A 13,754-nucleotide genomic window follows, 5' to 3' on the forward strand; every position below is an offset into this window, starting at 1 on the left:
CGGTTTTCTTCCGGCGTCGACGACACTTTCACTATAGCCGCCAACTACGGTCGATCTCCACTTCCATAGGCCCTATCAATGGTGAGTTGACCCACAGTGTCGACAAAACCGTGAGTGGTTTGGCTAGTTGTCGTGCCCGATGCTGCCCGAGCGCCGACGCACGAGGATGATCGCCGCCGCGCCGCCGAGGATGAGCAAGGCAGCGACGCCGAGCAGGCCGAGCAGCTGGCCGCCCGTCACCGGTAGCCCGGGTGCGGGCCGGGGATCGCCCGAGGGCGTACCCTCGCCAGGGCTCGTCGGCGCAGCCGTAGGAGCCGCACTGCTCGGCGCGGGCGTCGGCGAGGCCGACGGCGCGGGGGTGGCGGCCTCGCCCGTCGGTGTTGTGCTCGGGGTGGGCGTGGGCGTCGCCTCGCCGCCGGGGGCCTCGGGCAGGACGTCGATCGTGCCGTGCCGCGGGATCGAGCGGGCGTCCCGCCTCGTCGCGCAGGTTGCTCACGCGCTCGCCCGCCGGCTTGTCAAGGTCGACGTCGTATAAGAGCCCGGCCGTGCGCGGGAAGCCGCGATTGCCGTCCGGGTCGGATTCGATCGCCTGCTCAAGCGCATCCTTAATATGGGCGCCCGTCGTCGTGATGCTGATGAGGCCGTTGCCGAAGGGCAACACCGACAGGACGCTGCGTTTGGTGAGCGTGCCGGCCGGCAGTTCGGCGCGGATTCCGCCGCCGTTTTGCCACCCGAAGTCGGTCGCGGCGTATTCGCGGTGGGCCTGGGCGACGATCCGTCCGAGCTCGGGGCGCGACAGGTCCTGCGCGGCGGCCCCGACTTTCTCGCTGAGCTTGGCATCCATCTCGGCGGCGTAACGTGCCTGCACTTTGCTCCACGCCGGATCGGCGGCGACGTTTTCGCTCACGGGCAGGATCGTCGGCACGACGCTGACCGCGGCCGCCTCATCGAGGCTCGCGCGGAATCGCACGACGGTGCCGTAGTCCGCGGCCGGCGAGACGACTGGCCGCTCGCCGCTGGCATATTCGATGCGCACCGGTGAGCTCCCGCTCGCCTCCTCGGTCATCGCGGCGTCGATTGCGGGCACCGCGTTGAGAACGTCGCGCGCCTCATCGTTCGTGATCTGGGTGAGCGCGATGATGACCTCAGCGCCACCGGCCTGAAGTTCGGCGGCCGCGCTGCGAGCGGAGGCGACGAAATCTCCCTGGTCGACCTCGTCGCCGACGATCGTCGTTCCATATCGCCCGAGAGCGACAGGAAGCCGACCTTCACCCCTCGATGATGGCAGTGCGGCCATCAGGGCTGACGGGCTGGGAGTCGACGGTCAGGTTCGAGCTAATCCACGTGAACTGCGCGAGGCCCATGAGGTGGCGGGTGTGTTGGAGCCCGAAATCGAAATCGTGCCGACCGAACCCGGCGACGTCGACGCCGAGTTCATTGAACGCCTTGACAAAGGGTTCGCCGCGGTAGACCGCGCCGAAAAGCGTTCCGCCGTCCTGATCGCCGCCGAAGGCCGTGATCGCGTGGGGGTCCTCGGCGCGGGCCGCGGCAAGGACTAACCGAATTCCGCGCACAAGAGCCATGCCGCGATCGTAGGGCCGCCGCGTTGCGCGGCCGTTAACGGTCCGTGACATACGGGCGCGCGCACCTAGCGGGTCGAGCGGGAGCGTACGTCGGCGAGCCGGTTTTTCACGTTTTTGGAAAACCCGCGCAGCTTGCCACTGCGCGCAGCGCCGTCTTGCATTCCGGAAAGCTCGAGGTATTCGAGGTGCTCCTCAAAGCGTGCGAGCACATCATCGGTCAGCTGCTCGCGCGTCGCTCCGAGCACGTCGTACCCTAGCGAGCCCGTCGGACCGAACACCTCGAGCCGGTAGTAGACGCGCGAGAGCGGCTCCATCGAGAACGCATACGAGGGCATCGGCCGCGAGATCGGCTGCACGCCGTAGATGAAATCGCCCCCGGCCAGCGGCACGACGAGCTCAACTTCCGGCAGCTCGTGCACGAGCTGATGGTCGACGGCATCGACGACGTCCACGCCGCGCACCTCGAGCAGCACCCCGTCCGAACCCTCCCCATTGCCGGACATGGTGTGGAGCATCTGCCCGACGTCCGCGAGGGTCGGCTGGACTACCTCGATCACGAAATCACGCACATCATCGTCATTGGCGTAGGTGACGGCGTAGCTGAGTCGCTGCGCGAAGGATCGGTCGATGCCGAGCGCCGACGCCCCGGCCTCGCGCGCGGAGGCCCGCGCCTTCTCATCCTGCAGCGAGCGCCACAGTCCCACCATGGCCAGCACGAGCACGACGGAGAACGGCAACCCGATGATGACCGTCGCCATTTGCAGCGTCGGAATCCCGCCGACGACGAGCATCGCGATCGTCAGGATGCCGGTCGTCAGCGCCCAAAAGACGCGCGACCAGGCCGGCCCATCGCGGTGCGCCGCATCGACTTTCGAGGTGAAGGTTGACATGACGAGGGCCGAGGAGTCGGCCGACGTGATGTACAGCAGCAGCCCGACGACGGAGGCCACCCCGGCCACGAGCGGCGCCGCCGGGTAGAGCTCGATGAGCTGGTAGAAGGCGCGCTCCGGCGTGTTCATCGCCGCCTCCCCAAAGGCCGCGTCGCCGCCCATGACGATCTCAAGCGCGGAGTTGCCAAAGATCGAGATCCACAGCGCCACGAACATAAAAGGCACGGTCAGCGTGCCGAGCACGAACTGCCGAATGGAGCGCCCACGCGAAATCCGCGCGAGGAACAGCCCAACGAACGGCGCCCACGCCACCCACCAGGCCCAGAAGAACAGCGTCCACAGCCCGAGCCACTCGGTCGCGCCGTCGAACGCATAGGTATCCATCGACAGTCCGAGGAAGCTCGTCGCGTACTCCCCGACGTTCATGATGAGCGCATCCATCAAAAATGCCGTCCGGCCGGTAATGAGGATGTAACCGAGCAGCACGATCGCAAGCCCGACGTTGAACTCGCTCAGCCGCTTGATCCCCTTATCGACACCCGAGACGGCCGACCACGTCGCAACCCCGACGGCCACGGCGATGAGCGCGATCTGCGCGGCAAGCCCCTCGCGCACCCCAAAGAGCAGGCTCAGCCCGTAGTTCAGCTGCACCACACCAATGCCGAGCGAGGTCGCCACCCCAAAGACGGTCCCGAGCATCGCCGCCACCTCGACGCCATGCCCGGCCACGCCATTCACCCGCTTGCCGATGATCGGGTACAGCACCGCCCGAATCGTCAGCGGCATCCCCTTGCGATAGGCGAAATACCCAAAGCACATCCCCATCAGCGCATACATCGCCCACCCGGTAATCCCGTAGTGGAAGATCGTCAGGACGACGGCCTGCCGCGCCGCGGCGACGGTCTCGGCCCCACCCGCGGGCGGCGTGAAGTACTGCGTCACGGGCTCGGCGACGGCAAAAAACAGCAGATCGACGCCGATCCCCGCGGCAAAGAGCATCGACGCCCAGGAGTACCACGGGTATTGCGGGCGCGAATGATCCGGCCCGAGCCGCACCCGCCCAAACCGGCTCGCCGCAACGATGACGACGAAGGCGACGACGGCGGTCGCGAGCCCGATGTACCACCAGCCAAGGTTCTCGCTGATCCAGCCGACGGCCGACGTCAAAACGGTTTCGGCCTGTCCGGGCTCGATGATCGCCCACAGCGCGATCGCGAGGATGCCACCGCCCGAGGCAATAAAGACGGGCCAGTTAACAGCGCTGTTGGGCGCTGTCCCCTCGCGATAGTCCTCAGGATCGGTTTCGGGCACGCCTAAAGTGCGGGAATTCTTGCTGATCACCCCGTCAACCTAGCCGACACGTGCCGAACTAAGAAGACCCAAGCCCCACAAACGAAGCATTTGCCGATTCTTTGTCGCAAACCGGGAAACGACGGTTATACCCGCCTCCGACGAACTCCCGGCAACAAAATGACGCTTGACACCCAGGACGTACGAGCCTGCGGCACCCGCCAAACGATCGTCTCGGTCGAAAAAGGCCACTTCGACCCATCACTGCCACTGGCCTTCCGCCTCGCAAGCATCTTCGAATGCCAGATCGAGGACATTTTCAGCCCCGATGAACCCTAACCGGCACTACCACCGATCGTGGACATGCGACTTGACGTGCTTGGCATATAGCGACGCCAACTCCTCATCCACGCCCGCAGGCAGCCGCGGCAACTCACCGGCCGCGGCATTTGCCTGCGCCTGCTGCGCGCTCCGCGCCCCCGGAATAACAGTCGAAACCCCCTGCTGGTCGACGATCCATCGCAGCGCAACCTGCGCCGGAGTTGCCGTTTCGAAGTCCGAGTACGACGACTTCAGCTCGCCGACGATCCCGGAAAACTCCCGCGCAGCAGCCAACCCAACGTCAAAGGGCACGCCCGCGAAGGTCTCCCCGACGTCAAACGCCTCACCGCGCCGGTTGTAATTGCGGTGATCGCTCGCGGCAAACGTCGTCGATTCGGTGTACTTCCCAGATAGCAGTCCCGAGGCCAGCGGCACGCGCGCAATGATCCCGACGCCCGCCTCCGCCGCCGCCGGCAACACCTCCTCAAGTGGCTTTCGCCGGAAGACGTTGATGATGATCTGCACGCTCGCGACATTCGGCCGCGCAATCGCCGCAAGCGCCTCATCGACGGTTTCCACACTCACGCCATAGGCCGCCATCCGACCCTGCGCCACCATGTCATCGAGCGCATCGAAGACCGCATCGTCGCGGTAGACCTCGCTCGGCGGGCAGTGCAGCTGAACGAGATCCAGCCGCTCGGTCCCAAGATTGCGTCGCGAGCGATCATTCCACGCCGCAAAATTCGCGACCGTATAGGCCGACGCCTCATGCGGATCGGCCCGCCTGCCCATTTTCGTCGCCACCATCACCGACGAGCCCGCACCAGGCTGGTCGCCCTCACCCGCACGATCTCCCTCGTCAGCACCGGCCCCCTCGCCCGCGACCTCACGAACGAACCGCCCGACGAGCTGCTCGCTACGCCCATCGCCATAGACATCCGCCGTATCAAAGAACGTCACGCCACCAGCCGCAGCCGCCCGCAGCACTCCGAGTGCGTCCTTCTCCTCGACGTCTCCCCAATCCGCCCCGAGCTGCCAGCACCCCTGCCCAATGACGGACACCTCGCGCCCGGTGCGACCCAAAACTCGCGATTCCATGCTTCCTCCTCGTCCAACGCCACAAGCGCCCGCCGAATCCGTCGGCGCCCGCCGCGGTTGTCCACAACGGCACACATCCACCGTATCCGCGACGCGACGTGCGCACCGCGCGATTCCCGACGCGCCCCGCCTGCGATAGTGACGTCACAACACCACCACACGAGCCCCACCAGCAGAAGCACGACCGCCCAGCAGAAGCTCGGCAGACAGCAAGAAGCGCCGAACACGAAAGGAGACAGCTTTGGACGCCACCACCCTCATCGAGCAGTTCACGACGACGAGCGGCGAACTCAGCCTCGATCTCCTGGACCTCGCGCACAAGATTCTCGCGGCCGGCACCGCCGCCGGTTGGCACCGCCCCGATGACGAAGCCCACCTACGCGCCGTCCGCCTAACCGAACGCATCGCCCGCGCCACGGAACACACGCGCATCCGCGTCGTCGCAGATGCCGACGCCGCCAAGGCCGCCAAAGCCGAACGCACCTACCTCGCGGACATCATCGCCAGCGAAACCAAGGACACCCCGCGCCGCGCCACCAACGCCGTCTTCGCCGCGCGCGATATCTCGCAGTTCCCGCTCGTCCTTGCCGCCTTCGCCGACGCCCGCATCGGCCGCGGCCACATCCCGCACGCCGTCAAGGCCCTTGCGACCGTCCAACCATTCTTCGACGACGAACCCTTCGAGGCCCTCACGCGCGACCTCCTTCAGCGCGCCGCCATGACCGACCCGCAGTCGTTCAAAACCGACTGCGAGCGCCTCATGGCCGACGTCGACGAACTCTCCAAGAAATCCCAAGAGGCCCTCGCCGCCATCAAGCAGGAGCGCTCAGCCGCGGACCGCGCCATGATCCTCACCCCGCGTGATCGCAACCACCCGGAGTTCGGAACCGACGTCGCCATGCACCTCACGGGCGCGGACACTTCGATCCTCACCCCCGTCATCGACCGGATCGCCGAATCCATCCGTCGCCGCCGCCTGAACGCCGGCAAAGACCCGAAGCCGCTGAAAGAACGCCGCATCGAGGCCCTCATCGAGCTGGCCCGCCGCTTCGGCGACCCGAAGCGCCGCTCACCAAACCCGCGCACCCCCAGCCCCTCCGGCACCACAGCTCCCTCTGACGCATTTCCTGATTCCTTCGACGAGCTTTTCGCGCTCGAAGGAAACCTTGAGGACGCCCCGGACTTCGTCAAAGAAGCCACAGCGATGGCGGACGATGAGCTACCGCCCCAGCCCGCCCCTCCCGCCGCGGAGACCAATCCGACCACCGGGACCCGACTGGCAGTGGACCCCCGCTCAGCTGACGCACCCCGTCCAGCAGATGAACCCCGCCTCGCCGTCGGCGAGATCCGCGAACACGTTCGCAAGCGCGACGGCGGTTGCGTCTACCCGGGCTGCGACATCCCATTCGTCCGCTGCATCGTCCACCACATCGTGCCTTTCGCCGCCGGCGGCACCACAACACTCGACAACCTTTGCGCGCTGTGCGAAACCCACCACGCACAGGTCGAAAACCCGCCAAACAGCCGCGATTTCTCCACCATGCGAATGTCCGACGACGGCGTCCCGGAATTCATTCCGCCGATCAGCCGCGACCCGCTGCAGCGCCCGGTCCGCCACGCGCGTTTCGGAACCACCTACGGACTCAAACCGCACTTCGAGCGCGTTAAGCGTGCCCGTCCCAAGCGGGCAGGCCCCAGGTCTAGCCCCGGCGAAGGCCCCTCCGCTGCCCCCTCCGCTGACCCTTCAGCTGCCTCCAGCACTGACTCCCGAGCGGGCCCTCACAGTGATCCCGCACGCTCATCGGGCGATCCCCCGAGCACGTGAGCCGATAAAACAGCTCCCGAAAATCCGCCTCACACACAGCTGAGCCGGACCCCCTCCCAGCACCTGGGAGCGGAGTCCGGCCCTCAGCCATGCCTCCACGCCGACGCAGCACCCAGCCACGCCGCGTCACGTCAGCCGCGCGGTTGCCGCTCCAGTAGTTCGCCAAGCTCCACGAGCGGACCCGTGAAGAAGGGAATCTCTTCGCGCACATGATGCCGCGCCTCAACAGCCCGCTGATGCCGCATCGCATCGACGAGCTTGTTCAGCTGATCCGCCTCAAAGGACAGGATCCACTCGTAGTCCCCCAGCGCAAACGCGGACAGCGTCGACGCCAGCACGTCGGGGAACTGCCGCCCCGAAATCCCATGCTCGGCCAACATTTTCGCGCGCTTTTCCGGCGCCATCGTGTACCACTCGTAGGAGCGCACGAACGGGTAGACGCAGATGTAACGCCGCGGCCCAAAGTTATCGAGAATCGCGGGAATATGTCCGCGGTTGAATTCCGACGGACGATGCGTGGAGACGACGGACCACACCGGCTCGAACGCGCCCACGAGCTCATTTCGCACCCGGTGATAGACGGCCTGCAGCGCATCGACGTCCTCGCCGTGGATCCACATCATGATGTCGGCCTCGGCGCGGAAACCCGCGACGTCATACCAGCCGCGCAGCGTCACGCCTTCGGCTGCCGTCGCGGCTGCAACGGCCTGAACCAGCGCAGCCCGCTCGGCATCGTCTGCCGGCACCCCCTCGGCCACACCAAAGACGGCGTGCAGCGAGAAGTGCTCGAGCTCATTGACGGCCTTGCGATCGGCGCGCGGCCCATCGCGGTGATCGCGCACCGAGGCGCTGGGCCGATGCCCGCGCTCTCCGCTCTCTCCCGGCGCCCCTGCCGCCGCAGCCTCGCCGCGCTCATCTCCACTAGCTTCTGGACGTTTGTCTTCCATCGCAGCTTCCTTTTCTCGTGATGACCCGCCGCGCCGTGCTGCCCGCCGGGTTCTGCGCTTCAGCGCTCAGTTGGTCCTAGCCAGATCCCACACGTTCATTCCGTCCCGCACACACCTGCTCAGTCCGCCCCGCACACGGTTGGCCGCGGCGCCGGCGCGTGCGGATGCCGAACCGCCGCGCAACACCCCGCCCGGCACCGCGCGGGCCACGGCCCGAGGTCGCCCGGCTCCGTCTCGACGTCCTGCCCCTGCTCCGCCGCAGCCACTTCCTGCACGACGTGCGCGAGCGAAGAAACAAACCGCTCATCGGTCCCGACGGTCGCCGCCCGCCGATACTCAAGTCCCAGCTCCGCTGCGGTCTCTGCCGCCTCAACATCCAGGTCGAAGACGACCTCCATGTGATCGGACGTGAAGCCCATCGGCACGGCCACGACGCCACGCACCGCACCGTCACCACCGGTCGCACCCCCGGCGACACCGTCACCGCCGACTGCACCACCGGCCGCAAGCTCGCTGAGATGATCGTTGATGTCCGGCTCAAGCCACGGCACATGCTCGGGTCCGGAGCGCGAGCAGTAGACCAGGTCCCAAGCCGGCGCATAGCCAAACCGCTCTTGCAGCCGCGCCACGATCTCCTCGCATACCGCCAGGTGTTGGGCGACGTAATCCGGTGGCCCCGCATTGGCATTCATCGACGTCGGAATCGAGTGCGTCACGAACGCGATCCGGTATTCCGCCGCCCGATCCTCACTGCCGCGATCACCACCAAGCTCGCCGCCAACCAGATCGTCCCAAGCCGCCGCCGTCGCATCCGTTGCCGCCGCCAGGAAACCCGGCGTCGTGTAGTACGGTCGTGCCTTCGCAAAGGTGAGCTCAATACCCGCCTCGGCCAGCTCGGCCGCGGCCACGCCTAGATCCTCGCGGTACTGACGGCACCCGGAATAGGAGGCGTACGCCGAGGCCAGCAGCACCAAAATCCTCCGCTTGCCCTCGGCCGCGAGCGCAGCCAGCGTGTCCTTAATGAACGGATGCCAGTTCCGATTCCCGATGACGACGGGCAGGGCCGAGCCCCGCGCAGCAAGTTCCGCCGCGAGCGCCGCCCGCAATTCCTCGTTGCGCTCGTTGATCGGCGAAACTCCACCAAAGCGCTGATAGTGCCCCGCGACCTCAATGAGTCGGTCGTCGGGCACCCCGCGCCCGGCCGTCGCATTGCGCATGAACGGCAGCACGTCATCGGGCCCATTCGGACCGCCATAGGTGACGTACATGACCGCATCAAACGGCGCGAGCGGATCGGTAGTGGCGGCAGGGTTCACGACGACTCCTTGCGTCCCAGATCGGTCAGGGTAATGCCGGTGACGGGGCAGGTCGAGGAATCAAACTCACTCGACGTACCATCCAGGGCGCGCGACGCATTTTCCAGCGCCGATGCCCTCTCCAACGAGGCGGAACCCGCCGCTCGTTCGGCACTCATCTGCGACGACGCCGCCGTGAGCTGAGAGGTGCCGCCAAAGAGTTGGGCACGGCCGCAGCCCTGGGCGCTCGCGAGCGCCCGCTCGCCCAATTCGGCATCAATACCAAGCACGGCGTTCAGCGCATCGACGTATTCCTCGGCGCGCCCGGCCACCGCGGCATCGTGGGCGCGCGCCGTCGGGATGTGCGCCATCCGCGCAGCAAGCCGCCGCAGCGATTGGATCGCCGCCGCGCGGGAAATCTCGCCGTCCGCAGGCAGGCGCGCAATCTCGTCGTCGACCGCATCGGAAATGAGCGAACGCACGGCCACAATCGCGGGATCGAGCCGCCGCTGATCAAGGTCGCGGGCCAATTCTGCGGTGCCATCACGCACCAGATCGATCGCCCGTGCCACCTGATCGAAGCCGACGTCGGGAACCGCGCGGCGCACGTCATGTAGGTCAATGAGGCGCACGCCGGGCAGCTTGCCGACACCCACCTCAACATCGCGGGTCAGCGCCAAATCCAGCAGCACCACGTCTCGCGTCGCGTCGCCGCCCGAGCCATCGTCGCTCGATGCATCGTCACGCGAGCCATGGCCACGCAGCGCCAGTGCGGCCCGCATGTCCGCCACGGTCAGCACGGGCGAACCGAGTCCCCGGCACGAGACCACGAGGTCAGCAGCCGCGAGCTCCTCGATGAGCGCATCGGGCGCGATCGCGGTGAGATCGTGCCCCGCGGCAAACTGCTGGGCACGCCCGGAGGAGGAGTGCACGGCAATATTCATGGCGCCGCGCTCGTGCAGCCCGGCGACGGACGCCCCCGCATACGAACCCGTCCCGATGAGTAGGACGCGGCACGAGGCAAGCGGCGGCAAAAACTCTTGAGCGACGTTCAGCCCGACGCCCACGACGGACCGACCCGCGGACGCCAGCCCGGTCAGGTGCGCCACCTTGCGGGAGGTACGAAGCGCCGCCTGCACGGTGCGATGGATGAGGGAGGAGGCCGTGCCCTGGCGCCCGGCAACGGTCAGCGCGCGGCGCAATTGGCCGGAAATCTCCCGCTCGCCGACGACCATCGAGTCGAGCCCAGCGGCCACATCGAACAGGTGAGTGACGGCGTCGGCCAGGTGATGGGCGGTCGCGTGGACGCTCGCGCGCTCGCCACCGCGCCCCTGCTCGTGGCGCGTCAGCTCCGCCTCGACGTACGTATCCAGCTCGCTCCAGTTCAGCGGCGCGGCAGTTTCTTCCACGTCGAGCAGCAATTCCACGCGATTACACGTGGCAAGGGCGAGGGCGCCGCGAATAGGCAGGGCGGAATTCACCGCGCGCTGCGCGAGGCCGTCGACGGCGGGGGTCACCCGCTCGACGCCCGCGAGCCCGTGCACGCGGTGGTGGACGGAATACAGATGGAGCCCCACAATTCCGTCATTCAACCACACCTCGCGCCCGGAGTTTTTCACGTTGTGTCAACATCGCGAAGCCCTCGTGTCGACAACCGCAACATTCGCGCCTTCTCGGTTTAATCGACGATTGTTGTCGACAGCTCGTGGCTAACCTCACCGGCGTGCCGACGCTGCACCCAGCCACCAGCCGCCAACTTTCGCGACGCAGCCCTTGATTCGCTGCCGCACTCAACGCCCACCACCCCACACACCCGCAGCCCGGACTCATCGACACGGCTTCGGCTTTTATCGCGTCGTCGGGCACAATGGAGGCGTGAGTGTCACACCCTTCGAGCCCCGTGTCGACAAAACTGCTGGAGCGCAATCCCCGGCCGCACCGCCCGCGCTGCTCGCTGCCGCCCAGCGCCGCCGCCCCCACCGCATCCCCGTGTGGTTCATGCGCCAGGCCGGCCGCTCCCTGCCGGAGTACCACGAGGCGCGCGCCGGCACGGGCATGATCGAGTCCTGCCTCATGCCCGAACTCGCCGCCGAGATCACGTGCCAGCCGGTGCGCCGGCACGACGTCGACGCGGCCGTGTTCTTCTCCGACATCGTCGTGCCGATGAAGCTCGCCGACGTCGAGGTGGAGATCGCGCCCGGCGTCGGGCCGGTCTTTGCCGAGGCCGCCAACTCCCCCGCGACGATCGCGCGCCTGACCTCCCACACGCAGGCCGATTTCACGCCAATCGAGCAGGCGATGCGCCTCGTCGTCGATGAATTAGGCGATGCCACGCCCGTCATCGCCTTCGCAGGGGCGCCCTTCACGCTCGCCGCCTACCTCGTCCACGGCCGGCCGTCCAAGGACCACCTGGCCGCGCGCGCCCTCATGCACGCCGATCCCGCGAGCTGGGACGCCCTTATGAGCTGGTGCGCGGACCTGTCTGCCGGCTTCCTGCTCGCCCAGCTCGGCGCCGGCGCGCGCGTCATGCAGCTGTTCGATTCTTGGGTCGGATCGCTCTCCGAGGCGGACTACCGGGCGCACGTCATGCCGTATTCGCAGCGCGTGCTCGCCACCGTCGCCGCCGCTTACCCCGACGTTCCGCGCATCCACTTCGGGACGAATACCGCGCACCTGCTGCCCGCGCTCGGTGAGGCGGGAGCGAGCGTGCTCGGCGTCGATCACCGCACCCCGCTGTCCGAGGCCGCCGCGCTGCTGGGCGGGCGCTACGTGCTGCAGGGCAACCTCGATCCCGCACTGTTGTTCGCGGGAACCCAGGCGCTGCACGCTGGCGCCAAGCGCGTCGTCGACGAAGGCGCCGCCGCCCCGGGCCACATCGTCAACCTCGGCCACGGCGTCCCGCCGAACGCCGACGCCCAGGTCCTCACCGACCTCGTCGCCTATCTCCACTCGCTACCCGTGCCGCACTATCCGGCCGTCCCTGACGCTGCGGAGGCGGCGCGGTGAGACCCGTCGTCATCGGCGGCGGCTTCGCGGGGCTCGTCGCGGCCTACGAACTCGCGCGCGCCGGCCACCGCCCGCTCATGCTGGAGGCGCGCGGCTACACCGGCGGCCTCATCGCGGCGCTACCCGTCGCAGGCACGGACATCCTCGCGGACATCGGCGCCGAATCCTTCGCGACGCGCGGCGGCGCAGTGGCGGGCCTCGCCGCCGATCTCGGCCTGTCCGTCGCCCCGCCCGCCGGCCGCTCCTGGGTGCTCGCCGCCGACGGCACCCCCATCCGCATCCCCGCCGGCATCCTCGGCATCCCCGGCTACCTCGATCCGCCGGGCATCACTGATTCCGACGACGCGGGAATCGACGCCGATCTACGCGCCGCCCTCACAACTGACGAACTCGCGCGCGCACTCGAAGACCTGACGATGGGCGGGGATATTGGCACCGACTGCGCAGACCTCGCCTCCTTTGTTACCGCGCGGCTCGGCGAGGCGGTTCTGACCAAGCTCGTCGCGCCCGTCGCCGGGGGCATCCACTCCGCGCCACCGTCCTCGCTCGCGATCGACGTCGTCGCCCCGGGCCTGCGCGCAGCCACCCGGAAATACGGCTCGCTCATGCGGGCGGTCACCGCGCTGCGCCAGCTCCCCACGCCGCCGCCCATCGTCGTTCAAGTCGTTGGCGGCATGCACCTGCTCACGAGCGCCCTCGCGCGCGAGATCGTCGCGGCCGGCGGCGAGATCCGCACCCGCACGGGCGTCCTTGGGCTCCGGCGCGGCACCCCCGAGCACGACACGGTCCGGGATGACCGCGGCGAGGCCTGGCTGCTCGACGTCGCCGATATGGCCCCCGCCCGCGGCCCGCATCTGGAGCCGGCAGGGCCGACGCGCGAGCTCGCGGCCGACCGCGTCATCGTCGCGTGCTCCGGCCCGCACGCGCTGCGCCTGCTTGCCGGGGCGCTCGATATCGAGCCGTGGGACATGCCCGAAGGCTCGCCGATCGCGCACCTCACGATGCTGCTGCGCGCCCCCGCCCTCGATGCGGCGCCCCGCGGCTCCGGGATGCTCGTCACGAAGGGCGCGCACTCGGCAGCCGGCGCCCCCGTCGGCGCCAAGGCCCTGACCCACATGAGCGAAAAGTGGCCGTGGCTGGGCGAGGCACTGCGCGCGCAGCTTGGCCCGCACCATCACCTCGTGCGCCTGTCCTATGGGCGCCACGGCGAGCCCTACCCGCAGCCGAGCGTGCCCGCGGCGCTCGCGGACCTCGCGGCAATGACGGGCGCTGACCTGGCCGCATCCGATGTCCTTGCACACCGCCTCATCCGCTGGGACGGCACCCTCGCGCCGCCCACCCCGCAGCACCGCGCCAATGTAGCGGTCCTGACGGAGCGCCTCGCGGCCATCCCGTCGCTCGCGGCCACCGGCGCCTGGCTCGCTGGCTCGGGCCTCGCAGCAATCCTGCCCCACGCCCGGTCCGCCGCCGCGTCACTCGGCGCTCCCACCCCCGTCGAC

11 protein-coding genes are annotated in these 13,754 nt (G+C 68.1%); 4 read left to right on the top strand and 7 right to left on the bottom strand.

What is annotated here, in order from left to right; genetic code table 11:
• Nucleotides 1-31 precede the first annotated feature (31 nt).
• The 3 genes from MUN85_RS07870 to betT form a co-directional block, all read right to left on the bottom strand.
• Nucleotides 32-1,297, bottom strand: coding sequence for a 5'-nucleotidase C-terminal domain-containing protein (locus MUN85_RS07870; protein ID WP_250506206.1), 1,266 nt, complete (start codon nucleotides 1,295-1,297; stop codon nucleotides 32-34).
• Nucleotides 1,269-1,583 carry a hypothetical protein gene (locus MUN85_RS07875; protein WP_250506207.1) on the bottom strand — a complete coding sequence of 105 codons (315 nt, stop codon included), beginning with the start codon at nucleotides 1,581-1,583 and terminating at the stop codon, nucleotides 1,269-1,271. Before MUN85_RS07875 ends, MUN85_RS07870 begins: the two co-directional genes overlap by 29 nt.
• Before the next feature lie 65 nt (nucleotides 1,584-1,648).
• Nucleotides 1,649-3,784 (bottom strand): choline BCCT transporter BetT, encoded by a 2,136-nt coding sequence (gene betT / locus MUN85_RS07880; RefSeq protein WP_250506208.1) that lies wholly within the window; start codon nucleotides 3,782-3,784, stop codon nucleotides 1,649-1,651.
• Between the two features lie 159 nt (nucleotides 3,785-3,943).
• Between betT and MUN85_RS07885 the strand changes: the two genes are divergently transcribed.
• Entirely contained in the window at nucleotides 3,944-4,102 is a 159-nt protein-coding gene (locus tag MUN85_RS07885; protein WP_250506209.1) for a helix-turn-helix transcriptional regulator, read from the top strand.
• A 6-nt stretch (nucleotides 4,103-4,108) separates the two neighbouring features.
• On the opposite strand, the gene MUN85_RS07890 is transcribed toward MUN85_RS07885, so the two are convergent.
• A complete protein-coding gene (locus MUN85_RS07890) occupies nucleotides 4,109-5,182 on the bottom strand; it encodes an aldo/keto reductase (protein WP_250506210.1) in 1,074 nt (357 codons plus the stop codon).
• A gap of 241 nt (nucleotides 5,183-5,423) precedes the next feature.
• Here MUN85_RS07890 and MUN85_RS07895 point away from each other — a divergent pair, with 241 nt between their 5' ends.
• Nucleotides 5,424-7,007, top strand: coding sequence for an HNH endonuclease (locus tag MUN85_RS07895; protein WP_250506211.1), 1,584 nt, complete (start codon nucleotides 5,424-5,426; stop codon nucleotides 7,005-7,007).
• Nucleotides 7,008-7,138: 131 nt separating this feature from the next.
• Here MUN85_RS07895 and hemQ read toward each other — a convergent pair whose 3' ends face one another.
• The 3 genes from hemQ to MUN85_RS07910 form a co-directional block, all read right to left on the bottom strand.
• Nucleotides 7,139-7,954: a hydrogen peroxide-dependent heme synthase gene (hemQ, locus tag MUN85_RS07900; RefSeq protein ID WP_250506212.1), complete on the bottom strand. Its 816-nt coding sequence runs from the start codon at nucleotides 7,952-7,954 to the stop codon at nucleotides 7,139-7,141.
• A 119-nt stretch (nucleotides 7,955-8,073) separates the two neighbouring features.
• A complete protein-coding gene (locus tag MUN85_RS07905) occupies nucleotides 8,074-9,270 on the bottom strand; it encodes a ferrochelatase (protein WP_250506213.1) in 1,197 nt (398 codons plus the stop codon).
• The gene (locus tag MUN85_RS07910) at nucleotides 9,267-10,868 is read right to left on the bottom strand and encodes a glutamyl-tRNA reductase (protein ID WP_250506214.1); all 1,602 of its coding nucleotides are present in this window, start codon (nucleotides 10,866-10,868) and stop codon (nucleotides 9,267-9,269) included. The genes MUN85_RS07905 and MUN85_RS07910 overlap by 4 nt, the downstream gene beginning before the upstream one ends.
• Nucleotides 10,869-11,124: 256 nt before the next feature.
• Here MUN85_RS07910 and hemE point away from each other — a divergent pair, with 256 nt between their 5' ends.
• Nucleotides 11,125-12,255 carry a uroporphyrinogen decarboxylase gene (gene hemE, locus MUN85_RS07915; protein WP_250506215.1) on the top strand — a complete coding sequence of 377 codons (1,131 nt, stop codon included), beginning with the start codon at nucleotides 11,125-11,127 and terminating at the stop codon, nucleotides 12,253-12,255.
• Nucleotides 12,252-13,754: protoporphyrinogen/coproporphyrinogen oxidase (locus MUN85_RS07920; RefSeq protein ID WP_250506216.1), on the top strand; the 1,503-nt coding region annotated here is incomplete at its 3' end. The genes hemE and MUN85_RS07920, both read left to right, overlap by 4 nt.

This window comes from Bowdeniella massiliensis (assembly GCF_023634005.1).
Lineage (GTDB): Bacteria > Actinomycetota > Actinomycetes > Actinomycetales > Actinomycetaceae > Bowdeniella > Bowdeniella massiliensis.